Source organism: Bacillus sp. JS (genome assembly GCF_000259365.1).
GTDB classification, from domain to species: Bacteria; Bacillota; Bacilli; order Bacillales; family Bacillaceae; genus Bacillus; species Bacillus stercoris.
In genome coordinates, this window is the sequence record NC_017743.1 from 2,323,991 (window position 1) to 2,347,184 (window position 23,194).

Consider the following 23,194-nt stretch of genomic DNA (forward strand, 5'->3'; position numbering starts at 1 on the left):
CTATGCATAAGAATGAAGTCCGGCAAGCACTAGATTTACGAATATTAAATTAAACATAATAATAGCAAAACCGATTACGGCCAGCCATGCTGACTTCTCACCGTGCCAGCCTCTTGACAGTCTTAAATGCAAGTAAGCCGCATAAAACAAAAACGTGATCAGCGCCCATACTTCCTTAGGGTCCCAGCCCCAAAATCTCGTCCACGCGAGCTGAGCCCAAATCATCGCAAAGATCAGTGCGCCGAGCGTAAAGACCGGAAACCCGATTGATACGGCCCTGTACCCAACCTCATCCACCAGATCAAGATTGACGTTTTTCACAAGCGGATGTAAAAGAGCGCTGATTCTTTTTCTGATGATCAGACGAAGAGCCCCATACAACACAAGACCTGCTCCAAATGACCAAATGACAGTGTTCACTTTTCTTCCTGAGAAAAGCGCGGGAAGATCAACAAGCGGTTCCATTCTCCCCTCGGTCAAAAGCTCTCCCTGATGCGGACCGACAAGCGCAGGCATTTCGTACACCATCACGCTTTTTTCTTTATTTTTATCCACCCAGTTAAACTCCGCTTCATAGCCCGCAAGGCGAAATGCTGATGTGATCGCAATAAAGGCGACGGTTGTGACCAGGATAAACATAATCGCTTCAAGCCAGAAGGTTTTTTTACTTGGTTTTGTCTGGTCTACATGCTTCAAAAGAAAGATGACACCAGCGACAAAGCTGATGGCAAGTATAGCTTGCCCAAGCGCGGCCGTTGTTACGTGAATATACAGCCAATTGCTTTGGAGCGAAGGAATTAAAGGCGAGATATCTGTCGGAAACATGCTGGCGTAGGCAATCAGCAATAAAGCGATTGACAGCGTAAACAGGCCTAATGAAGGCAATCTATAAATAAAATAAAGAATAATAAACGCCAAAACAAGCATCATGCCAAAAGCGGTGGTGAATTCAAACATATTGCTGACCGGCGCATGGCCGCTGGCAGCCCACCTTGTGATGAAATACCCAAGGTGGCAAATAAACCCGACAACAGAAAGGGTGATTCCAATGTTGGCCCATCGGTTTTGCCTGCCCTTTTTATCTTTATTTCCCCGTATGGCCCCGCCGAAAATCGGGACAGCGATTAAATACACAAGAAAGGCCGCATAAAGAAAATTTCCGCTCAGCTCTGCCATGACATCACTCCCTTTTCGCCTATTTCTGTGTTTTGATTAATTCTTTTTGGTCCGCCGGTTCAGTCAGTCCGGAATCATCCAATATAAATGCTATATCCTTCTTCAGGCCAAACCAGTTTTTATTGGTATGCCCCGCCACCATGACTGCGCCGTCCTGTGAGTGCAGCCAGATTCTTCGATGCTGCCAGTACATACCTTGAATGACACCGATCATAAAAATGGCTCCGCCGACAGCAAGCACCCAGAGTGTCAGATCCTTTCTGACTGTAAGTCCCGTAATGTTTTTCGTTTCGACATGGTCAAATTTCAGCTTGTATTTATTGCTGCCTGATCCTTCGATGGTTTCTTGGATGGCGACAAAGCTCTTTTCACCCTTTGGTTTATCCGGCGTTATGATATTAAAGACAAAAGCCGGATTGTTAGGGATTTTTGTTTTCGTGCTTGGTTGTCCGTCCTGATTAAAATAGAAGTCTGGCAGATAGCTGGCGATTTCCACTTTGTAACCGTTGCCAAGATCATAGACCGAATCTGGATCCAGAAGGTTAATCTTCAGGCTTCCAAAAGATTTTTTTGTTTTTTTATCAATCAGCTGGAACACCATTTGGTCAAGCTGATTTTCTTTATAATCCACCTGGTAAACGGAAAAAGAATCAAAGCGCAGCGGCTGATTGACACGGATGTCTTCTTCTGTTACTTTTTTCAGCTTCGGCTTCTCGCCATAAACAATTTTTCCTTCTCTCTTGTAGAGAACGGCATCGGTTTGAAAGCTCTTTGCCACTCTCCCGTCCCCGACTCTGTCAATGGCATCTGCAAATACCTTTTTTTCCGTTTTGCTGTTATAGGTCTCTACGCTGAATTGATTGTTTTTCAAGTAGTATTTCCCGTCTGTACCCGGAATTGCTGCGGTTTCGCCTTCTCTGACCCAAAGCGTCTCATCGACGTACATGCCTGGCACAAATCTCAGCATCGCACCAATCAGAAAGATGATCAATCCAATGTGGTTGACATACGGGCCCCAGCGGGAAAAACGCCCTTTTTCAGCAAGAATGCTGCCCTCTTTTTCTCTGATTCTATAATGTTTTTTCTTTAATAGGGCAACTATCTTTTCTTTTGCTTCTTCGGTCAGTACAGTAGCCGTTTCACTGAACAAGCGCTGCCTTCTTAAAAAAGCTGGGTTCCTTTTGATGCCCTGGTTTTTTAATGCTCTGTACAACGGAATGACACGGTCAAGGCTGCAAATCACGAGCGAAATGCCGATCGAGGCAATGAGCAGCAAATACCACCAGGAACCATATAAATGATGAAACCCGAGCAAATAATAAAGCTGGCCAAACACGCCGTACTGCTCCTTGTAATAAGTCTCGGCCTGTGCGCCTGGAGGCAGATAGGCTTCCTGGGGAAAAATGGTGCCGAACGCTGATGCAGCAAGGGTTATGACAATAAGCCATATTCCCACCTTAACCGAGGAAAAGAAATTCCAAATTTTATCGATAATTGTTTTGTTATAGGTTTGCGAACGTCTTGCGCTTCCGTCATATCTCATATCAGCGAGCGGAGGCTGAGTTTCCTGGAGAGCCCTCCCGCATGATTCACATAAAACGGTTCCGACCGGGTTTATATGTCCGCATTCACATTTGACTTGCTTCATCCCGAAGCTTCTCCGGGTTTTATGAGATTCATATAATCGTGTATCATGCTTTCTGTCATAGTGCCGGTCACCACCTTGACAACTTTTCCTTCCGGATTAATCAAAAAGGTTGTCGGAAGCGGAGATACGTCGTAGGCATCAAGCACTTGGCGATCTGTATCCAGAACAACCGGGAAATTCACTCCGTAGGATTTCATAAAATTATGTACTGCTATCTTTGACTCCCCAACATTTACAGCGACAATTTCAACACCTTGGTCTTTAAAATGCTTATATTGGTTTGCCATATAAGGAAATTCTTTTTTGCATGGTTCACACCATGTACCCCAGAAATTCAAAAAAACACCTTTCCCTTTTAAGTCACTGAGCTCGATACGTTTCCCATTCGTATCCTCAAGGACAAAATTCGGTGCGTCGGACCCTTCGGATATACTTTCTTTGTCGGCAAATACAGCGTTATAAATGGTATAGCCAAGTGCGCAGATTAAAACGAGAAGGATGCCGGTCCGAATGAATAAACGCCTTTTTTTCTTCATTGTCCACTGCCCCCTTCCCCCTATTGCAGATCCATTCAATTATATCATTGCAAGTTCATTTCTCATTTCTTACTTTTTGAAGGTTATGTGAAATTTAGAAAGCGTTTTTACCGTGCTCCGCCAGTGCTCTGAGTCTTTTTACTTCATGAGGCGTAAGTTCTCTGGCATCTCCCGTGTGCAGGCCTCGCAGGTTTAAAAACGCGTATTCCTCACGCTTCAGCTTGATTACCTCATGTCCGATCGCTTCAAACATGCGGCGCACCTGTCTGTTGCGTCCCTCATGGATCGTCAGCTGAATAATGCTTGTCTGCTTTTTCTTATCCAAAGACAATAGCTTCGCTTTAGCAGGCGCTGTTTTGCCTTCTTCCAGCCTAATTCCACGCTCTAACTTTCTGAGCAGCTCTTTAGGCGGGATTCCTTTTACCTTCGCCACGTATGTTTTGTCTATTTCATACTTAGGGTGCATCAGCTTATTGGCGAATTCGCCGTCATTGGTTAAAAGCAAAAGACCGCTCGTATCATAATCCAGGCGCCCAATCGGATAAATGCGCTGCGGAATATTTTTAAAAAAGTCCGTCACCACTTTGCGTCCTTTATCATCTTGCGCTGCAGAAATAACGCCTCTCGGTTTATATAAGAGAAAGTAAACCGGCTCTTCGCGTTCAACCTTTAACCCGTTTACCTCAATCTGATCAGAACCGGTGACCTTAACACCGAGCTCTGTTACTACTTTGCCGTTCACCTTTACTTTTCCTTCTTTAATCAGCTCTTCTGCCTTTCTGCGCGATGCAACTCCGGCATGAGCAATTACTTTTTGCAGTCTTTCCATGTCTTTCACCTCAAGTATTATCTTACTTTTTTCAACCATAACAAACAAGCTTTTTCAAATCTGTATGCCAAATCTAAAAAAAACGCCGTTTTCAGGCGCTCCCAAATAATAACGTAACGATGATGATTGATGCAACTACGCCGATTAAATCGGCAAGAAGTCCCACCTTTAATGCATCACCCATTTTTTTAATACCGACTGCACCAAAATACACTGTCAATACGTAAAGCGTTGTATCTGTAGATCCCTGCATGACGGAAGCCAGTCTGCCGATAAAGGAATCGGGCCCGTATACTGCGATTAAATCGGTCGTCATTCCGAGTGCGGCCGTACCGGAGATCGGGCGGATCAGAGCAAGCGGTACCACCTCACCGGGGATGCCGATAGCAGAGAAAACCGGTTTTAAAAGATCCATTATAAAATCAAGCGCGCCTGATGATCGGAAAACAGTTATCGCGACAAGCATTCCGACTAAATAGGGGATAATGGAGAAGGCGATTTCTATCCCCTCTTTGCCTCCTTCGACAAACGATTCATATGTGGGAACCTTTTTGATTGTCCCATAAAGAAGTATGCCGGCAATAATGATCGGAATCATCGCTAAAGACATCCAGTTGATGATTTCCATCCGCTTACCTCCCCTTCTTCTTGCGGCGATAATAAAAATACCGGTCAATGATAATAGCGCCGATTCCGGAAATGAGCGTTGCCAAAATGCTTGGTCCGACGATATCTGTCGGCGTTTTGGAGGAATAAGCCATCCGGACAGCGATCACCGTTGTCGGAATGAGAGTGATGCAGGACGTATTAACAGCTAAAAACGTAATCATCGACCGGCTTGCTTCCGATCGGTCTCCATTCAGCTTTTTCATTTGCTCCATTGCTTTAATGCCAAGCGGAGTTGCTGCATTTCCGAGGCCGAAGAAATTCGCCATAAGATTAGATAAAATGTAGCCCATCGCCGGGTGGTCCGGCGGTATATCAGGGAACAGCTTAGATATAAAAGGCCTGCACATCCGGCTGAAAATATCCAGAAGGCCTGACTGCTCAGCTATTTTCATTAAGCCAAGCCAGAAAACAAGCACGCTCATCAATCCAAATGAGATCGTAACGGCTTCTTTCGCACCCTTAAACACGGCTTCATTTACATCTTGAAGAGTTCCGTTGCACATCGCAAAAACAAGTCCGATCACAGTTAAACTGACCCAAATTATATTGACCATTTTGCTCCGCCTGCCGCATTCAGAAAGATTGACTTAAACGTTTCAAAAAATTGTTTCTTCGGTTTTTGATGACGTTCATTTTCATAATAGATCGGCACTTTTGCGATGGTTTCATTGTTGAACATGATCTCCATGTGCCCTACGATGTCAGGAATTTTTGAGGCGTCTTTTTCCCATGCTTTTTTTGGCTTGAGCAGCGTGGTATTAATTTTCACATCTTCTTTTTCCTCTTCGTTCAGCAAATAGGTGATATCTCGTTTGATAAAAGCCTTCGATTCATAAAATGTGTCTTTCAGCTTTGGAATGTCCCCTTTTTTTGCAATTAAATAGGTTTGATAATGATCAAACACATAATTAAACATTTTCATATGGTCATCCCAATCATCAGGGTCATTAATGGTGACGGCTATCAGGTTAATGCCATCCTTTGAAGCCGTTGAAACCAGTGTCCGTTTTGCAAGTTTTGTATAGCCTGTTTTCCCTCCTGTACTGTATGGATAAAGCATGGTCAGCAGTTTATTTTTATTTTTCCATACGCTTTCCATCGTTTCCGCTTTGTATATTTTTGTGCCTGAAATCTTTTGATAGTCTTTCAGTTTCATAGCATATTTAGTTAAAATGGCCATGTCATAGGCTGTTGAATAATGATTTTCATGGTCGTCCAAGCCGTGCGGGTTTTGAAAACGGGTGTTCTCCATACCAAGCTGCTCGGCTTTTTGATTCATCATATAAACAAACCCATCGAGGCTCCCACCGACATGCTCAGCAATCGCGACAGCGGCGTCGTTTCCTGATCTTAGCATCAGGCCATACACAAGATCTTTTAATTTCACTTTTTGACCTTCTGTTAAATAAATGGCGGAACCTTCTGTTCTGACAGCATTTGCCGAAACCGTCACCGTTTGATCCATTTTGCCGGATTCGATAGCGAGGACGGCGGTCATAATTTTTGTGATGCTGGCAATACGCCTTTTTTGATGCTCATCCTTGGCAAATAACACTCTGCCTGACGCTCCGTCGATAATGATCGCGCTTTTTGCACTGACATCTATAGCTGCATGTGCTGTATTCACATTTACAGTTGCAATCAGAAAAGAAATCATAATCACGAATACTGCTTTTTTGAAAATGCGCATGTTTGCTCACGTCCTTGTGGTGGTTTGTACAAGTTTATGCGCATGTCCATCAGTTATGAATAACAATTCTATTTCTGGAAGCAAACATAAAAAAACTCTCCCAGAAAGAGGGAGAGTAAACGTTATCTGATTGGCGCCATGCTTGATCCGGACGCTTCGTAATGAGCCAGCTCTTCCCTCATCTTCAGAAAGGCTGCGCTCAACGGCAATAGTAATTGCTCAAGCGACGCAGGAACAGCATGATAAAACTCAATTGCGCTGACCCCGGTATAAGACGCCCGGCTGTTTTCACACCACGTGTCTTTTTTCGGCATAAAGAACTCTTCAATGCATTGGTGATACACATTATAAAGTGTTTTTTCCGCTCTGGCTTCCTGAAAAGGCTCCTGCATCAGGAGACGGCGGCACGCTTCTGCGCCTCCTTCACAAAATACTGCCATTCTTCTCAAAGTGCTCAGCACATCACAGCAGTATCCTTTTTCAATAGGCAATTCAGCCTGTAAGGATTCCAGCGTCGTTTGATTTAGGTAATCGTTCACGGTATTGACAACCATTGATAAGAATTCGCCTGTTTTTTGAGTCTGCGCTCGCACAATCGAATGTCCCATTTCGTTTGGTATCTTCCCCTCATGTCTTTGTCTCTCACATTTTGCTTCTTTCATGATAGCTTCTTCCTTATATCTTATGATGATGAAAAAGCGCGATTCATTAAACTTCTATTTTATATCTTCGAAGGTTTGGTTAAAGTTTTCAAAAAATAAATCTGCTTCTTCTTGAAGAACGTCTTCTTCCGCATTTTCAGGCAGCGGCGGAAGCTCGTCCAGTGTTTTTAGACCGAATTGTTCAAGAAAAGTCGGCGTTGTACCGTATAAAATGGCACGTCCCGGACCGTCAGCACGTCCCACTTCACACAATAACGCCTTCGCGACGAGACTGTGTAAAATCCGCTCTGATTTTACTCCTCTGATTTCTTCAATTTCTGCTCTCGTAATTGGCTGTTTGTATGAAACAATAGCCAGCACTTCTAAAGATGCTTGAGAAAGGCCCTTGGACGGCACTTCAATCAGTTTTTTCAAGTAAGGTGCAAAGTCTTTTTTTGTAGAGAGCATGTACGTATCTGCATACTCAATCAGTTCAATGCCTCTTGTATCCCCGCGGTATTCGTCCGCCACTTCCGCCATGATGGTGTTCAGCTCAGGCTCTTCGATTTCAAGCACCGTTAACAGCTGCTTTTTTGTGAGCCCTTCATCGCCTGCCGCATAAAGAAGGGCTTCCACTATAGCTTTCCAATTCACGATATCAAGCCCCATGAATGGATTCACTCCCCGTAATGTAAATATCTGAAAAATTTTGCTCCTGTTCAATGAGAACCAGCTGGTTTTTCATCAGCTCGAGAACGGCTAGAAAGGTCACTACTAAATGTTCTTTTTGCTCATATGGAAACAGGTCCATAAAGTTGATTCTCGTTCCTCTTGATTTCAGGCTGTGCACAATTTCGTTCATTCTGTCTTCGATTGGTATGTCCTGTCTAGTAATCGTCGTTTCCATCGGCCTGTTTATTTTTTTGCGTTTCAGCACTTTTTGAAAAGCCCCGATCATATCATAGACCGTAACAGAGAGCTTTTGCTCAGACTGTTTTATTTCTTTTGCATATTCACTCAAATCACTCGGCGGTTTCGTGAACGATTTTTGTCTTTCTTCTTCCCGTTCTTTTAAATCCTTCGCCGCATCTTTATATTTTCTATACTCAATCAGCTTTTCAATCAGTTCCTCACGCGGATCCTCTTCTTCAAGTAATTCATCTTCAAAAAGCTCCTCCTCTTGCTTCGGAAGCAGCATTCTGCTTTTAATGCTGAGCAGCGTGGCGGCCATAACCAAATACTCGCTGGCAATATCGAGCTCAAGCACGCGCATTGTATGTACATATAATAAATATTGTTCAGTGATCTTCGCCACAGGTATATCATATATGTCAATTTCAAGACGATTGATTAAATGAAGCAACAGGTCCAATGGGCCCTCAAACGTATCAATTTTCACTTGATATTCTTCCATCATCTCACCATTTTCAAGTATCACTCTCATTGCCGGTAAAACTGGCTACCCTTTAGTATAAGCCACCAAAAAGCTCTCGTCCAATACTATTTCATTTCCTGTTTTGAAGCAGTTTGTACAGAATATTCAAAACGCGTAATGCGTTGGCTGAGCGTTCTTTTTTCCTTTTATCCTTCCTGTGTTACACTAAAAGACATTAAAGGAGGAAGCACCTTGTATCCAAAAGCTTATATAGATTATCTCGTTGAGTTTCACGCGACACGGGATTATTTTGAATGCCATGAAATATTAGAAGAATATTGGAAGGAAGATCCGCCAAAGAAACGAAAACGCTATTGGGTCGGCTTTATTCAGCTTGCAGTTGCTTTATATCATCACAGAAGGCAGAATACAGCCGGGGCCAAAAGACTGATGGCGAACAGCATCCGGATTCTTCAAGCAGAACACCAGGCAGTCGAAGACTTAGGGCTCGATCATGGGCGTTTGCTCGAGCTTATGCAAACAGTTTATGAACAAATCGAAACCGGATCTGCCTATAAAAGCATTATGCTGCCGATCAAAGATGAGAAATTAAAGGAAGCTTGCCGGAACGAATGCAAGAATAAAAAGTATACATGGGGGCAGCCCAGCACACTTAGCGACACATTTCTTATCGACAAACACCGTTTGCGGGATCGAACTGACGTCGTCCGCGAACGTGAAAAAGAAAGAGAACGCAGAAAAAAAAGCAGAGGCTGATCACGGCCTCTGCTTAATTATTGTATGAAATGTCTTGATCCTGCTGATCTTGACAACGTTCGAAAAAGCTCTGCGTTAATTCATTTGGAACCAGCACTTGCGTTTTGAATAAATGCTTTAAAGCATCCATCATCTGTTTTCCGATTCCTTGATGGCGATGAGAAGGATTCACACTGATATGCCGGATCTCTACCTCAGAATCCTTTTTTTCGACTCCGATTGCTCCGACGATATCCTCGTCCTCTTTCCAAAGAAAGAGCTGGCGGTCTGTATCCGTTTCGTAGTCCTTAATTGTCTGCTGAAGCTGCTTAAGGTCTTTTTCATTCGGCATAAACGAAAGAAGTCCCATCGCAATCTTTTCAAACGATTTTTTATAACGAATTAACATAAAAACCCCTCTATATCCAAAATGTCCAGTCTGCTATAAACGGATACGAATAGGTGATCCGTTTTCTCACATTATATCATTTTCGCCATATTTTTAAACTGTTTTCAGCAAATTATTCAAATGAGCGGTTTAAATTTGCCATTTCTATGGCAGAAACAGCACAATCTACACCTTTGTTGCCCGCTTTTGTGCCGGCACGCTCGATAGCCTGTTCGATGTTTTCAGTTGTCACAATTCCAAAGATGACAGGTACTCCAGTAGTGTTTGCGGCTTGCGCGATGCCTTTTGCAGCTTCATTGCAGACATAATCATAATGAGTCGTCGCGCCTCTGATGACAGTGCCTAGTGTGATAATAGCGTCATATTTTTTTGTTTCCGCCATTTTTTTCGCAGCAAACGGTATTTCAAATGCGCCTGGAACCCAAGCCACATCAATATCATTTGTGTCTACGCCGTGTCTGAGCAACGCATCTTCTGCACCGCTCAGCAGCTTGCTCGTAATAAAATCATTAAATCTTCCTACTACGATTCCGATTTTAAGACCTGTACCAACTAAATTTCCTTGTATGATATTCATATGATTCCCATCCTTTTTTGTGATATTTGTGATTAGAAATGAAGTAAATGACCCAGCTTGTTCATTTTGGTTTGCAAATATTTTTTATTGTGCTCTTTCGCCTCCATTTGAAGCGGCACTCTTTCTGAAATACTGAGTCCGTAGCCTTCTAGGCCTGCGATTTTCCGTGGATTATTCGTCAAAAGCTTCATATTCCGCACACCGAGGTCGCGTAAAATTTGTGCACCGATGCCATAGTTGCGAAGATCCGGCAGGAATCCAAGCGCCTCATTGGCTTCGACGGTGTCATAGCCTTGTTCCTGAAGCTTATAAGCTTTTAATTTATTGATTAAACCGATGCCTCGTCCTTCTTGGCGCAAATACAGAAGCACTCCGCGGCCTTCTGCGGCAATTTGGGTCAGCGCGGCGTGAAGCTGCGGACCGCAGTCACAGCGATGAGACCCAAACACATCACCTGTGAGACATTCTGAATGCACCCGGACCAATACCGGTTCTTCTCCGAACGGCACATCCCCCATCACAAATGCGACATGCTCTTTTCCATCTACCTCATTTGTGTATCCGTAAACCTTGAATGTGCCAAAATCAGTAGGCAGCGTAATGTCAACTTCACGCTCGACTAGTGTTGTCAGATTGTAACGGTATTGAATCAAATCTTTAATCGTGATCATTTTCAGCTGATGCTTTTTCGCAATTTCAATGAGCTCAGGCACTCTCGCCATCGTTCCGTCTTCATTCATAATTTCACAAATGACGCCGGCTCCTTGAGATCCGCAGGCTTCAGCAAGATCAACAGCAGCTTCTGTGTGGCCCGCTCTTTTCAGGACACCTCCTTTTTTTGCAATCAGAGGAAAAATGTGCCCCGGACGCTGAAAATCAGATGGCACGGATTTGCTGTCCAGCAAAGCTTGAACAGTAAATGATCTTTCTTGAGCGCTGATACCTGTTGTCGTTTCTCGATGGTCTATGCTTACGGTAAAGGCAGTATGGTGAGAATCTGTATTATGCTCAACCATAGGGTGAAGATCAAGCCTGTCTGCAATTTCCTCACTGAGAGGCGTGCAGATCAGCCCTCTTCCGTGTGTCGCCATAAAGTTAATCACTTCCGGCGTTGCATGCTCGGCTAGAGCCACAAAGTCTCCTTCATTTTCTCTGTCTTCATCATCTACAACGATGATGACCTCGCCTTTTTTTAAAGCGTCAAGTGCTTCTTCTATCGGATGAAACATGCAAATCTTCCTCTCTAAAAGCCGTTTTCGCTTAAGAAGGCTTTTGTAATGGTTTGTTGGGTCTTATTTTCATTGGCTTTATGCAAAAATCGATACATATATTTTCCGATCATATCGCATTCGATATTCACTTTAGAGCCGATCGTTTTTTCTGAAAAGATCGTTTCGCTGATCGTATGCGGTATTAAAGAAATCGTCACTGTGTCTTCTGTCAGGCCGAAAATGGTTAAGCTCACGCCATCCACGGTAATTGATCCCTTTAAAACCAATGTTTTGGTTAAAGACGGGTCCATTTTTAAATCATAGTAAACTGCGTTGCTTTTCTCTTCAATTCGTGTGATTTCCGCAGTTCCGTCGACATGGCCTGAGACGAAATGGCCTCCGAAACGGCCATTTGCCGCCATCGCTCTTTCCAGATTTACTTTGCTTCCTTTTGATAAATCATTCAGTGACGTAGCTTTGACTGTTTCAGGCATAACATCCACAGTGAATTGATTTTTTGTAAAATCAGTGACAGTCAGACAAATACCATTCACTGCAATGCTGTCGCCAAGATGAACATCCTCTAAAATCTTTGAGCATGTAATTGTTAAGGCCATTGAATGCCCTGCTTTTTTCATGGACTCGATTGTGCCTGTTTCTTCGATAATTCCTGTAAACATGGTCACCATCCTACTCGTTTGTCGGTTTGGCCGTCAGTTTGATATCACGGCCGATTTGGGTTATATCAGTGAATTGTAATAAGGGGACATCTTTCATTGATTGAAAACCTTCACCGGAGATTAAGCTGGGAGCAAGCGTTCCTCCGATTAGTTTAGGGGCAAAATAGAAGATGATTTCTTGAAAACAGCCTTCTTTGACAAAGCTTCCGTGAACAGCTGAACCGCCTTCCACATACACCGACATGATGCCTTCTTCCGATAGGATTTTCAAAACATCGGGAACTTGAATGCGCTCGGTTTCCAGTGTAAATATGTTCACTCCGAAAGCGGAAAGCCGTTTTTTCTTTTCCTCGTCTGCGCGTGCCGTTGTAAAAATCCATGTCGGCGCTAATTGATCGCAAATCACTTTAGCGTCCTCAGGAATCGAGAGTACGGTATCAAGTATAACCCGAACCGGCTGTTTTGTTACATTCGGCAGTCTGCAAGTTAAGCTCGGATTGTCGGCTTTCACCGTGCCAACTCCGACTAGAATGCTTTGGTGTGTTCTCCTGTATTGCTGAGCATCCTGTCTTGCAGCCTCTGATGTGATCCATTTGCTGTCACCTGTGCTGGTAGCTATCTTGCCATCAAGGCTTGCGGCCGCTTTTAGTGTGACGTACGGAAGGCCTGTCCTCATAAAGTGCAGAAATTTTTCATTCAGCTTCTCCGCCTGGTCTGGCAGGATGCCTTCCTTTACCTCAATGCCGGCTTCTTTCATCATGCTGATCCCTCTTCCAGCCACAAGCGGGTTAGGATCTCTCATCGCCACGAACACTCTTTTGATGCCAGAATTGATAATCAATTCTGCACATGGCGGTGTTTTTCCGTAATGGCTGCACGGTTCGAGTGTAACGTAAATGTCGGCCCCCTCTGCATGTGCTCCAGCCATATGGATAGCATGAACTTCTGCATGAGCTTCCCCATATTTTAAATGGGCGCCCATTCCGACAACTTGTCCGTCCTTTACGACAACAGCGCCGACGAGCGGATTTGATTCGGTCTGTCCTTCGCCCTGATTCGCAAGATCTAATGCCAGCTTCATATAATGCTCTTCCATTTGTTTACCTCCCCTCTTTTGTTATTTACCGTCAAAAAAGCCCCGAATTTATGAAAAATCCGGGGCTTTAGGTATTTTACGCAATAGGAAATAACACTATGCATTTTTAAACTTTTTGCATAGCGGCTCATCATCCTTCTCCCATCCAGACTTTCACTGTCGGCTTCAGCTTAAACTGAATCCACCGCGTGCTTATGCACACGGGTCACGGGCTCTAAAGCGAATTCGCTTTACTACCGCCGGTCGGGATTTCCACCCTGCCCCGAAGGATACAATCTTTATTCATTTGTCCTTATTGGCTATTATAGCGATCCTTCTAAAAGTACGCAATGAAATAAACTTACAATTTGAGAAAAACAAAAACATCACCCTTCGATCTGAAAGGTGATGTTTTGTTAATCATTCACTTTTGCAACCTTGATTAATCCATCGATCCGCTTTGATTTGCTGAAGTATGCCTTAATCTTGTCACCTTCTTTTATATCAGATAAATCCTGATTTAATTTTTTTCCGTTGAAGATGATTTTCGTTCCGTTTTCTGCTACTCCATGATACTCTGAGCCGTCGATTGCCGTTACTTTATATTCTTGGATGGTGTATTCCTCTTCTTCCGAGGACAAGGTTTGTCCGATTGCTGTCGGGACATCCTTCAGCTCAACATCATTTATGTACATATAACCGCCTGCAAGTAAAAGCAAAAGCACTAACAGAATGGTAATCTTGGTTTTTATTCTTCCCATATCTAAACCTCCAGCCAATATGAATCTATTCATTCATATGAGTTATTCCTTTTTTTCATGAATAAAAAACCGTAAATTCTCGTAAATTATTAATATAACGATACATAACGAGAATATGTTTCACATTTCTGCAAAAATTTCTTTTCTATAGATATACGAATTTATGTTCTGGTTTTGGGGGATAACCGTAAAAAAGATATAAAAAAAAGCAGCCCCAATGGGTCTGCTTGACTCTAATTTGTTTTGCGCATTTCGTTAAACGGGTAGAAAACAAACTTTGACGTACCCGCTATTTGTTTTTTCGTGAAGAGGCCAAGTCCGTTACGGCTGTCCATGGAATTCCGACGGTTGTCACCCATCACAAAATACTTGTTATCAGGCACTTTAACCGGGCCGAAATCATCGGTCAAATGGTCAAAACCGTCCTGTTTCGCTCTCTTTTTATTAGCTGCCAAATAAGGTTCGTCCACCTTTTTCCCGTTGATATAGAGCTGGTCATTTTTCATCTCAACTGTATCGCCGGGAAGGCCGATAATGCGTTTGACGTAGTGAACATCATCTCCGTTTAACACAACGATGTCTCCCCTATCAAACTCGCCGATGTATTTGACTGTCATATTGACAAAGACCCTTTCACGGTTGTGAAGTGTAGGATACATAGAGTCACCATCAACGACATACGGCGCAAAAATAAAGTTGCGGATGAGCAAAGCAAGAATGACAGCTATCACAATTGCTTTAACCCATTCTAAAATGGATTTTTTCTTCGAAACATTTTCTGATTTCAACTGATTTCCTCCAATAAACAACGGTCTTCAATTTATGTTATCACGAATCGAAAAGAAATCCCATTAGGACCATTGAAGTGATTTTACAAACTGTTAATCTTCATCTTCTTCATGCCTATTTTTTCTTGTCGATCACAACCAGGCCTTCCTCAAATGTCGCTTGAGAAATTGAACTTCAACTTCATAGTTCAACATAACCTGGACGGCATCAACGTCAGCATCCTTATCCTGCACAGGGACAGAGGTTACGGGCAGCTTATTTCACAGGTGACTTAACAGGCATCCGTTTTGCTTTCATGATATGTTTAAATCAGTGAAGCTCGAAAAACATTGTCAGCCTCCAAAAAATAAATCCAATATATTCCCGGCCGTTGAAGACTCTTTATTATAAAACTCTGAATATCCGCAGTTCTTACAGTAAACCACTAAAAATCGGTTATGCTGCACGTCAAACAGCTTTGATAAACCCGTGCCGGTTGTGGCTATTTCTTTTTGTCCGGCTTCAGTGCTGCCGCATTTTATACAGCCTTTGTTGTCCATATATAGAACCCCTTTTCATACATCACGTTTGTTTTGATTTATTTTACTACAAAATACCAATCTCAATGAATCGTACAACTTTAAAGTTTTCTTAATTTTAATCACCCGTCCTACATACTAATCGGGTTCGTTTCTCAGCTTGCTAAATCTTCTGGAAAAACGGAAGAGCTCCATGACGAAAACATTCAAACTGAGCCAAACACCGCCGAAGGCGTAGCCCCCAACAACATCACTAGGATACTGTTCATGAAAGTACACACGGCTCAGCCCGATGAGGAACAAAACGACAAGCAACGATAAAAATGTAACAGTTTGCAGACGAGCTTTGTGAGAATGACGCACAAAGAGATAAGCGCAAAAACCAAAAATGACAAATGCCGTTAACGTCTGTTCGCTTGGAAACGGGTATAAGACGGGACTTTCCAAAGGAGCATGGACAGGACGAAGGGAATGAAAGAGCCGCCTGATTCCCTCTTCATAAAGCTCTCCGCCAATGACTAGGAAAAATAAGAAAGAGAGTTCGATTTTCCGGTCTTGCCCTTTGAATACTATCCAAAGAAAAGTTACAACAATAACGGCTAATAGAACATCTCTCGACGCAAAAACCCCGAATACTGCCATCCAATACTGCCACTGTGAGTTAAAAAGAACTGTCACAACAAGTGTAACGATCGTATCAAACGGCTTAAATTCATTATTGATATAATTTTCAACCAAGCTTCCCATTAACAGCACAAACATCAAAAACAATAAAGCTGTAAACACGATCAGAAGCCTTAAACGGCGAAGGGTGTGAAATTGTCTTGCCCCCTTCACCAATCCCGCTATGATCAACTCTCTGATCTTGCTTTTTTGCGTCTTGACCAGGTAGAAAAGAAGGAACAGAATAGCAGCAAACAAACTCCCGATCAATACATACTTTTTGATTGCGGCATGAAACTGTTCCCACTCCGGTCCGAGTAACTTTCCAAGTGAAATGAACGTGCCGGTCCAAAGAAATGCACCACAATACGCATAGATGGCATACTGTCTAAATCGGATATGAGTAATGCCTGCAGCATAGCCGGCGACATGGCGCACACCTGGTATAAAGTAAGCAATAAGAAATAATTTGTTTCCGTAATGTGCAAGCCAGCGTGATGTTTTTTCCATCCTGTCCTTTCCAAAATGAATTCGTTCTCCATATTTATAAATGGCAGGGCCCAGTCTATACCCGATCCAATACGAAATGCTCACTCCCGCACAGCTTCCCAATCCTGCCGCTAACATGCTTAGCGCCCAGTTTAACTTATCTTGAAACACGAGAACACCGGCATAGCCCATCAGAAACTCTCCAGGCCCAGGTAAAGCGATAAGCTCTAACATTAACACAATAAACAAGACGGCATATCCATGCTGTTCAAGTAACCCCGTCAAAACTTGCATGTGTTTCTCCTTAACCTTTTTTGTCCTTTTATCATTCCCAATCCACTTTTGTATAATCAGCTCAATTTTCTTTTCAGTAATTCCGACGGGATCTTATCTGGATAAAAAACGCAACCTATCCTTGTCCATACATATTGATACAGATTGTTTGCCAAGGACGGTTCTGGTTCAACGACCAAGTCAGGTGTTTGTTTGGTTTGAAAAATCTAACATATACGGTTAAGGGAGTGACTACCTTATCTCCCCCATGTTTTCGTTTGAGGGTCATCATAGCAGATTATTAAATTTAGGAGAGACCGTTCTCTTACAAGAAAGGAACATCTTCAGCAAACGGGACATCACGGCTACAGCATGCGTAATCACTGGTTTGAAGAGCCGCTTGTAATGTATATCTATTTGTAGTCAACCAGAAGTTGATCTTATTGCATTATCTAGAAAAGCCACCATTTTCAGAGAGAATAAAAGCACAGACAAATACTTGGGTTTCGGGAAGCTTTAAAGAAGCTCTTTTTTATGCACATTTTTCAAAAACCGAAAAAAAGAGGCTTCATTTAAATATTTTTACCAATAAGTTTATGCTTATTGACTCTAGCACTAATACATATAAAAAGTAGAATAAGATGAAAGGAGATTAGATGGTATGATTGATTATCCTATTAATATAAACAACATTTCCGGCAACGGCGTAGTTAACGTAGGCGGCGCTTTTATGATCAGGCCATTAACTTTGTCCAAATCTGTGTTTGGCTCCGGAGGTTTAAACACAGGTATTGTTTTTGAAAATAACTTCGTAAGCAAGGCTAAAATGATTAATCATCAATTTACTGATCAGAACGTTACCAAAACTTTTTAATGTATTTATTTAGGGATTGAGAAACTCCTTCCTTAACACCTGGTTTACCAACCGCCATCAGCATTCGGCGGTTTTTTATTGACCATTTTTGGCCAACAAAAAAGCTTCCTCTCTAAGAGGAAGCCTTTTGCCTGCCGATTAGCCTTCTACGCGAACTTCTTTCATGACATCGCCGTTAGACATGTTTTTCGCGAATTCTAATCCGCTTGTTACTTTACCGAATACAGTGTGAACACCGTTCAAATGAGGCTGTGGCTCATGAACGATGAAAAATTGGCTGCCGCCAGTGTCTTTTCCGGCATGTGCCATAGAAAGTGCGCCCGCCTCATGTGTATGCGGGTTTCCTTCTGTTTCACATTTGATTGTGTATCCTGGACCGCCAGTACCAGTTCCATGCGGGCAGCCGCCTTGGCTGACGAAGCCAGGAATCACTCGGTGGAATGTAAGGCCGTCATAAAAGCCTTCGTTCGCAAGCTTTTCAAAGTTTGCGACAGTACCCGGTGCAGCTTCAGGGTAAAGTTCAAATTCAATTTTGTTGCCGTCTTCTAATAAAAAGTAACCTGTTTTCAATTGTATGCCTACTTTCTTTATTTTAATTTTCAAAGGAGATTATGTATGATAGGTTATAGCCTGTCTCTCCTTGTCGCGGCTATTATACCACACCTTTCGGGGGAAAACGAATCTCCCGGCTTTACTAAAAAATAAAAATGAAACCTGAATCTCTTTATCTCCGTCTAACCTAACGGAACTGTATTTTCATTATGATTCAGGTCCTCACAAAGCAGCTCTAGCCAGCTGCAAGTGAAGTTGAAGGAGGTCAAACTGCTTTGAAGAAAATTTGGATTGGAATGCTGGCAGCGGCCGTTTTGCTGCTGATGGTTCCGAAGGTCAGTCTCGCGGATGCCGCAGTTGGAGATGTCATTGTAACACTTGGTGCTGATTTGTCAGAATCCGACAAACAAAAAGTGCTTGATGAAATGAATGTCCCTGATAATGCCACAACGGTAACCGTGACCAATAAGGAAGAACATGAATATTTAGGAAAATATATATCGAACGCGCAAATCGGATCAAGAGCGATTTCTTCATCGTCCATAACGATTGCCAAAAAAGGCTCTGGATTGAATGTTGAGACACATAATATCAGCGGCATTACAGATGAAATGTACCTGAATGCGCTGATGACAGCCGGTGTTAAAGATGCAAAGGTGTATGTTACAGCGCCGTTTGAAGTATCCGGGACTGCGGCTTTAACCGGATTGATTAAGGCGTATGAGGTTTCTTCCGACGAAGCGATCTCGGAGGATGTTAAGCAAGTCGCCAACCAAGAGCTTGTCACGACATCAGAGCTTGGAGACAAAATTGGTAACGAAAATGCGGCAGCCCTGATTGCAAAAATCAAAGAAGAGTTTGCTAAAAACGGTGTGCCTGATAATAAAGCTGACATCGAAAAACAAGTGGACGACGCAGCTTCTGATTTAAACGTCACACTTACAGACAGCCAAAAGAATCAGCTTGTCTCCCTATTCAATAAGATGAAAAACGCTGACATTGACTGGGGACAGGTCAGTGACCAGCTTGATAAAGCGAAAGATAAGATTACGAAATTCATAGAGTCAGATGAAGGCAAAAACTTCATCCAGAAAGTCATTGATTTCTTCGTATCTATCTGGAATGCGATTGTATCTATCTTCAAATAAGAAAAGCGCCGAAAAATCGGCGCTTTTTTTATTGCTTTACACTCCTTTTAAATGGCAGATCAAGTTTTACAATATCTTCGTATGTTTCTCGCTTCACGACTAAATGAGCCTCACCGTTTTCGACAAATACAACGGCAGGTCTCGGAATACGGTTATAATTGTTGGCCATGCTGTATCCGTAAGCGCCTGTACAAAAAACGGCAAGAAGATCACCTTCTTTTACTTCCGGCAGGTCAATATCCCAAATCAGCATATCTCCGCTTTCACAGCACTTTCCAGCAATCGATACCGTTTTGTCATGCGCTTCTCCGATCCGATTGGCTGTCGCAGCTTCATATTTAGCTTGGTAAAGCGCAGGACGAATATTGTCGTTCATGCCTCCGTCTACTGCCACATACTGGCGGACACCCGGCACTTCTTTTTGTGAGCCAACCGTATAAAGGGTTGTGCCTGCGTCTCCTACGAGAGAACGACCTGGTTCGATCCAAATTTCCGGGATATCAAAACCGTAACGGGAAGCATTTTCTTTCACAGCTTCGATAATTTTTTCGACGTATTCAGTGGCGTGAAGCGGTTCATCCTCTTCCGTATAACGGATGCCGAAACCTCCTCCTAGATTCAACACCTTGGATACAAATGAGTATGAATCTCTCCACTCGTCTAGTTTTTTGAAGATTTTTTCTGCTGCTAACACAAAACCGGCCGTATCAAAAATTTGCGATCCGATATGGCAATGGACACCCAGCAGCTGAATGTGTTCCGATTGTAATACTTGTTCAATCGCCCGTTCAGTTTGTCCGTTATGAAGATCGAAACCAAACTTTGAATCTTCTTGTCCCGTCGTAATGTAGTCATGCGTATGCGCTTCTACTCCAGGCGTGATCCGAAGCAGAACATCGATGGAGTGTCCCGTTTCTTTACATAGGTCTTCAAGTAGCGCAATTTCATAGAAATTATCCACCACAATGCAGCCGATACGGTGCTCAAGCGCCATCCGCAGTTCTTCCCTGCTTTTATTGTTTCCATGAAAGTGAATGCGTTCTGCCGGAAAGCCTGCCGCAACAGCCGTATAAAGCTCTCCTCCGGATACGACATCTAAAGAAAGTCCCTCTTCCTCAGCGAGCTGAATCATTGCAACTGATGAGAATGCTTTGCTCGCATATGCCACCTGTGCTTTCAGCCCTGCGGAAATAAAAGCCTGCTTAAAGCTTTTAGCACGCTCACGTATTAAAGCCACATCATATACGTAAAGAGGTGTACCATATTTCTCCGCTAAATAGAGAGCATCCACACCTCCGATTTCTAAATGACCATGTTGATTTTGTCTGCTTGTGCCGTGTAAGAACAATGTCATTCCCTCTTTCTCCGCTTATGGATGAAAGGACAGTTTTATGGACTGTCCCTTCATAATTAAGACATACATTATCATACTCTTCAGTCAGTTTCAATGCGATTATGAATTGGTAGGCTGTCTTAAGCGATTTTTGGGGTGAACGATACTGGGCCTAACTTTTGCGCCAGGTTTCGCTGTGCGGACAAGAACCTGCCACAGCGCCTTTCCGTTAAAGGGAATCAGCGGCCATAAGTACGGTGTCTGAAGGGATTTGATGCTTGCCATGGCAATAATTAGCACTGTAAATCCAATAACGAGCCCTTTTATATGAAATAAGGCAACGAGTATCATGAGGACAAGGCGGCTCATTTTGTTTGCCAAGCTTAATTCATAACTAGGCGTCGTAAAGGTTCCAATCGCCGCAAGTGAGACGTACAGAATCACCTCAGGCGAAAAAAGGCCGACTTCAATTGCAATCTGCCCGATCAGAACAGCCGCAATTAAACCCATTGCTGTCGATAAAGCTGTCGGTGTGTGAATGGCAGCCATTCTGAGAAACTCGATTCCTAAGTCAGCTAAAAATATCTGCAGGATGATCGGGATATGTGTATCTTTATTTAAACCGATAAATTTCATATTGTCCGGAAGCAGATCAGGCTGGAGCACAAAGAGAAACCAGATTGGAAGAAATAAAGTAGAAGCAAGAATACCGAAAAATCTGACCCATCTTAAAAAGGTCCCGACTGAAGGCGCCTGCCTATATTCTTCCGCATGCTGCACGTGGTGAAATAAAGTCGTCGGGGTAATGATCACACTAGGCGATGTATCCACTATAATGACAACATGGCCCTCAAGAACATGATTCGCGGCCACATCCGGTCTTTCTGTGTAGCGCACGAGCGGAAAAGGATTATAGTTTTGATTAACAATGAATTCCTCGACAGTTTTGTCGGCCATTGTTAATCCATCGACATCAATGGAAGCAACTTCCTTTTCCACGATCTCAACCAGATCCGGATCAGCTATATCTTCTATATAACAAATGCTTAAATCCGTCTTTGACCGCTCGCCAACTTTCGTCATCTTGACTCGAAGGCGTTCGTCTCTGATCCGCCTTCTAAGAAGGGCCGTATTGACGACGATATTTTCAACAAATCCGTCTCTGGCTCCCCTGACTACCTTTTCCGTATCTGGTTCTTCCGGATTTCTGCCCGGATAGCTCCTGACATCAATGATAAACGCGAAGCCTGCGCCTTCAACAATGACTGCGACGAGCCCGGACAGCACTTGGTCGGTGGTTTCATCCAAGGTTTTTACTTTTTCGACCTGGGCGTTAAGCAATCTGTTTTCGACAATATCGACCAGCTCATCAGGATCTTCTTTCCGATTGTTAATGGCAACAAGCTCTCTCATTAAATGAATAATATAAGCCGTATCGCATAATCCATTTAGATAGTAAAGCTGGATCTCTTTGTCTAAAATAATGAGCTTGCGAACACCTACATCATAGCTTGTCCCCATCCCGACACGTTTTTTGAAGTACTCTTCATTTTTAGCTGGATTCCGATAAACCCGAATTTTCTCTTCCTTGTGGTCCGGCATGATACCCGCTCCTTTCTAAAATAAACTCGACCGCTTTCATGGTGATTGGCGACCCTTTTGAGATATCGTCTTTTCTGCCCATTTTCCCAATATCCCCGATACCGACAATAAGCGGGAGATCAAGTTTATCAAGGCAATAGACAGTATCTCCACTCATTCTGTGGTCATCAAATTCTCTTTCCCCGACTTTATCGACGCCATATTCAGTTACTTCTCCATTGCGGTCAATGCTTACATCGACCCTGGTCCATTCAGCCTGATGTGTTTTTGACGCGACCGCAATCACACCGAGCACTTCAATAGACGGATGGGTCGCGACATAGGTCAGAGCGGCTTCTCCCGGACCCTCTCCTTGAAGGCCGGAGTCGTCAAACATGACAAAAACAGGATCATACGGTGCTGAGGCGATCAGCTTGACGAGCTCGGCGCCGCTGCGGGTGGAGGGGTTTCCTTTCGATTGTGAAATACATCGGCCGCCTACTTTTCTTGCGGCGTATTCAATTGTTTTAGCGGCATACACATCCCCGTCTGTTACCAGTATGACCTTGCGTTTTGTTGTCATGTCGGCATTATCCTTTCGGTTTGAAAATAACAGCTACGATAAAAGCGAAGAGAATGGCGGCTGAGATACCGGCAGATGTCAGCTCAAAAATTCCCATGCCGATTCCGATAAATCCGTGTATATGCGCCTGATGCATGGCACCGTGCAAAAGACTGTGACCAAAGCTGACGATCGGAACGGTGGCGCCTCCTCCGGCAAATTCAATAAATTTATCGTAAATGCCGAAACCATCTAATATGGCACCGATTACAACGAATGTTGTCATGACATGAGCTGGCGTCAATTTGAAAATGTCCAAAAGCAGCTGGCCGACGATACAAATGGCACCGCCACATACAAAAGCCAAAAGATAATCCAT

At 43.3% G+C, this 23,194-nt stretch carries 27 protein-coding genes and 1 riboswitch; of the genes, 3 read left to right on the top strand and 24 right to left on the bottom strand.

Going from position 1 to position 23,194, the window contains the following annotated elements; all coding sequences use genetic code 11:
• From resC to scpA, 10 genes are all read right to left on the bottom strand, one after another.
• Entirely contained in the window at window positions 1-1,176 is a 1,176-nt protein-coding gene (gene resC / locus MY9_RS11615) for a cytochrome c biogenesis protein ResC (RefSeq protein ID WP_014664450.1), read from the bottom strand.
• Between the two features lie 19 nt (window positions 1,177-1,195).
• Window positions 1,196-2,824: a cytochrome c biogenesis protein ResB gene (gene resB, locus MY9_RS11620; RefSeq protein WP_014664451.1), complete on the bottom strand. Its 1,629-nt coding sequence runs from the start codon at window positions 2,822-2,824 to the stop codon at window positions 1,196-1,198.
• Window positions 2,821-3,360 carry a thiol-disulfide oxidoreductase ResA gene (gene resA / locus MY9_RS11625; RefSeq protein ID WP_014664452.1) on the bottom strand — a complete coding sequence of 180 codons (540 nt, stop codon included), beginning with the start codon at window positions 3,358-3,360 and terminating at the stop codon, window positions 2,821-2,823. Before resA ends, resB begins: the two co-directional genes overlap by 4 nt.
• Before the next feature lie 94 nt (window positions 3,361-3,454).
• Window positions 3,455-4,189, bottom strand: a complete 735-nt coding sequence (rluB, locus tag MY9_RS11630) for a 23S rRNA pseudouridine(2605) synthase RluB (protein WP_014664454.1) — start codon at window positions 4,187-4,189, stop codon at window positions 3,455-3,457.
• A gap of 91 nt (window positions 4,190-4,280) precedes the next feature.
• Window positions 4,281-4,817 (bottom strand): spore maturation protein SpmB, encoded by a 537-nt coding sequence (spmB, locus tag MY9_RS11635; RefSeq protein WP_014664455.1) that lies wholly within the window; start codon window positions 4,815-4,817, stop codon window positions 4,281-4,283.
• 4 nt (window positions 4,818-4,821) lie between these two features.
• Window positions 4,822-5,412 carry a spore maturation protein SpmA gene (spmA, locus tag MY9_RS11640; RefSeq protein WP_014664456.1) on the bottom strand — a complete coding sequence of 197 codons (591 nt, stop codon included), beginning with the start codon at window positions 5,410-5,412 and terminating at the stop codon, window positions 4,822-4,824.
• Complete coding sequence (gene dacB / locus MY9_RS11645; RefSeq protein WP_014664457.1) at window positions 5,400-6,548, bottom strand: D-alanyl-D-alanine carboxypeptidase DacB; 1,149 nt, start codon at window positions 6,546-6,548, stop codon at window positions 5,400-5,402. The genes spmA and dacB overlap by 13 nt, the downstream gene beginning before the upstream one ends.
• Window positions 6,549-6,670: 122 nt before the next feature.
• Window positions 6,671-7,210 (bottom strand): YpuI family protein, encoded by a 540-nt coding sequence (locus MY9_RS11650; RefSeq protein WP_014477219.1) that lies wholly within the window; start codon window positions 7,208-7,210, stop codon window positions 6,671-6,673.
• Between the two features lie 54 nt (window positions 7,211-7,264).
• The gene (gene scpB, locus MY9_RS11655) at window positions 7,265-7,858 is read right to left on the bottom strand and encodes an SMC-Scp complex subunit ScpB (protein WP_014664458.1); all 594 of its coding nucleotides are present in this window, start codon (window positions 7,856-7,858) and stop codon (window positions 7,265-7,267) included.
• Entirely contained in the window at window positions 7,848-8,603 is a 756-nt protein-coding gene (gene scpA / locus MY9_RS11660; protein WP_014664459.1) for a segregation/condensation protein A, read from the bottom strand. Before scpA ends, scpB begins: the two co-directional genes overlap by 11 nt.
• A gap of 213 nt (window positions 8,604-8,816) precedes the next feature.
• On the opposite strand from scpA, the gene MY9_RS11665 reads away from it, so the two are divergent.
• Window positions 8,817-9,341: a DUF309 domain-containing protein gene (locus MY9_RS11665; RefSeq protein WP_014664460.1), complete on the top strand. Its 525-nt coding sequence runs from the start codon at window positions 8,817-8,819 to the stop codon at window positions 9,339-9,341.
• A 13-nt stretch (window positions 9,342-9,354) separates the two neighbouring features.
• Here MY9_RS11665 and ribT read toward each other — a convergent pair whose 3' ends face one another.
• The 9 genes from ribT to MY9_RS21180 all read right to left on the bottom strand — a co-directional run bounded on the left by ribT (window position 9,355) and on the right by MY9_RS21180 (window position 16,786).
• The gene (ribT, locus tag MY9_RS11670) at window positions 9,355-9,729 is read right to left on the bottom strand and encodes a GNAT family N-acetyltransferase RibT (protein ID WP_014664461.1); all 375 of its coding nucleotides are present in this window, start codon (window positions 9,727-9,729) and stop codon (window positions 9,355-9,357) included.
• A 112-nt stretch (window positions 9,730-9,841) separates the two neighbouring features.
• Window positions 9,842-10,306, bottom strand: coding sequence for a 6,7-dimethyl-8-ribityllumazine synthase (gene ribH, locus MY9_RS11675; RefSeq protein ID WP_003223915.1), 465 nt, complete (start codon window positions 10,304-10,306; stop codon window positions 9,842-9,844).
• Between the two features lie 32 nt (window positions 10,307-10,338).
• Entirely contained in the window at window positions 10,339-11,535 is a 1,197-nt protein-coding gene (locus MY9_RS11680; RefSeq protein WP_014664462.1) for a bifunctional 3,4-dihydroxy-2-butanone-4-phosphate synthase/GTP cyclohydrolase II, read from the bottom strand.
• A gap of 14 nt (window positions 11,536-11,549) precedes the next feature.
• On the bottom strand, window positions 11,550-12,197 hold the full coding sequence (ribE, locus tag MY9_RS11685) for a riboflavin synthase subunit alpha (protein WP_014664463.1): 648 nt from the start codon (window positions 12,195-12,197) through the stop codon (window positions 11,550-11,552).
• A 10-nt stretch (window positions 12,198-12,207) separates the two neighbouring features.
• Window positions 12,208-13,293: a bifunctional diaminohydroxyphosphoribosylaminopyrimidine deaminase/5-amino-6-(5-phosphoribosylamino)uracil reductase RibD gene (gene ribD, locus MY9_RS11690; RefSeq protein WP_014664464.1), complete on the bottom strand. Its 1,086-nt coding sequence runs from the start codon at window positions 13,291-13,293 to the stop codon at window positions 12,208-12,210.
• 129 nt (window positions 13,294-13,422) lie between these two features.
• Window positions 13,423-13,567: riboswitch (FMN riboswitch) on the bottom strand.
• A 121-nt stretch (window positions 13,568-13,688) separates the two neighbouring features.
• Window positions 13,689-14,033, bottom strand: a complete 345-nt coding sequence (locus tag MY9_RS11695; protein WP_014664466.1) for a hypothetical protein — start codon at window positions 14,031-14,033, stop codon at window positions 13,689-13,691.
• Between the two features lie 233 nt (window positions 14,034-14,266).
• Complete coding sequence (sipS, locus tag MY9_RS11700) at window positions 14,267-14,821, bottom strand: signal peptidase I sipS (RefSeq protein WP_014664467.1); 555 nt, start codon at window positions 14,819-14,821, stop codon at window positions 14,267-14,269.
• A 333-nt stretch (window positions 14,822-15,154) separates the two neighbouring features.
• Window positions 15,155-15,361, bottom strand: coding sequence for a zinc ribbon domain-containing protein (locus MY9_RS11705; RefSeq protein WP_003230483.1), 207 nt, complete (start codon window positions 15,359-15,361; stop codon window positions 15,155-15,157).
• Window positions 15,362-15,478: 117 nt separating this feature from the next.
• Window positions 15,479-16,786, bottom strand: a complete 1,308-nt coding sequence (locus MY9_RS21180) for a bifunctional DedA family/phosphatase PAP2 family protein (RefSeq protein WP_014664469.1) — start codon at window positions 16,784-16,786, stop codon at window positions 15,479-15,481.
• 640 nt (window positions 16,787-17,426) lie between these two features.
• On the opposite strand from MY9_RS21180, the gene MY9_RS11715 reads away from it, so the two are divergent.
• Window positions 17,427-17,639 carry a spore germination protein gene (locus MY9_RS11715; protein WP_014664471.1) on the top strand — a complete coding sequence of 71 codons (213 nt, stop codon included), beginning with the start codon at window positions 17,427-17,429 and terminating at the stop codon, window positions 17,637-17,639.
• Between the two features lie 138 nt (window positions 17,640-17,777).
• Here MY9_RS11715 and MY9_RS11720 read toward each other — a convergent pair whose 3' ends face one another.
• The gene (locus tag MY9_RS11720; protein WP_003223931.1) at window positions 17,778-18,209 is read right to left on the bottom strand and encodes a peptidylprolyl isomerase; all 432 of its coding nucleotides are present in this window, start codon (window positions 18,207-18,209) and stop codon (window positions 17,778-17,780) included.
• Between the two features lie 257 nt (window positions 18,210-18,466).
• Between MY9_RS11720 and MY9_RS11725 the strand changes: the two genes are divergently transcribed.
• Window positions 18,467-19,339, top strand: a complete 873-nt coding sequence (locus MY9_RS11725; protein ID WP_009967658.1) for a DUF1002 domain-containing protein — start codon at window positions 18,467-18,469, stop codon at window positions 19,337-19,339.
• A 28-nt stretch (window positions 19,340-19,367) separates the two neighbouring features.
• Here the strand turns inward: MY9_RS11725 and lysA are convergent, their stop codons facing one another.
• From lysA to spoVAE, 4 genes are all read right to left on the bottom strand, one after another.
• Complete coding sequence (gene lysA / locus MY9_RS11730; RefSeq protein ID WP_014664472.1) at window positions 19,368-20,687, bottom strand: diaminopimelate decarboxylase; 1,320 nt, start codon at window positions 20,685-20,687, stop codon at window positions 19,368-19,370.
• Between the two features lie 105 nt (window positions 20,688-20,792).
• Window positions 20,793-22,274, bottom strand: a complete 1,482-nt coding sequence (gene spoVAF, locus MY9_RS11735) for a spore germination protein SpoVAF (RefSeq protein WP_014664473.1) — start codon at window positions 22,272-22,274, stop codon at window positions 20,793-20,795.
• Entirely contained in the window at window positions 22,225-22,836 is a 612-nt protein-coding gene (gene spoVAEA, locus MY9_RS11740) for a stage V sporulation protein SpoVABEA (RefSeq protein ID WP_014664474.1), read from the bottom strand. The genes spoVAF and spoVAEA overlap by 50 nt, the downstream gene beginning before the upstream one ends.
• A 7-nt stretch (window positions 22,837-22,843) precedes the next feature.
• Window positions 22,844-23,194 carry a stage V sporulation protein AE gene (spoVAE, locus tag MY9_RS11745; RefSeq protein ID WP_014664475.1) on the bottom strand — a complete coding sequence of 117 codons (351 nt, stop codon included), beginning with the start codon at window positions 23,192-23,194 and terminating at the stop codon, window positions 22,844-22,846.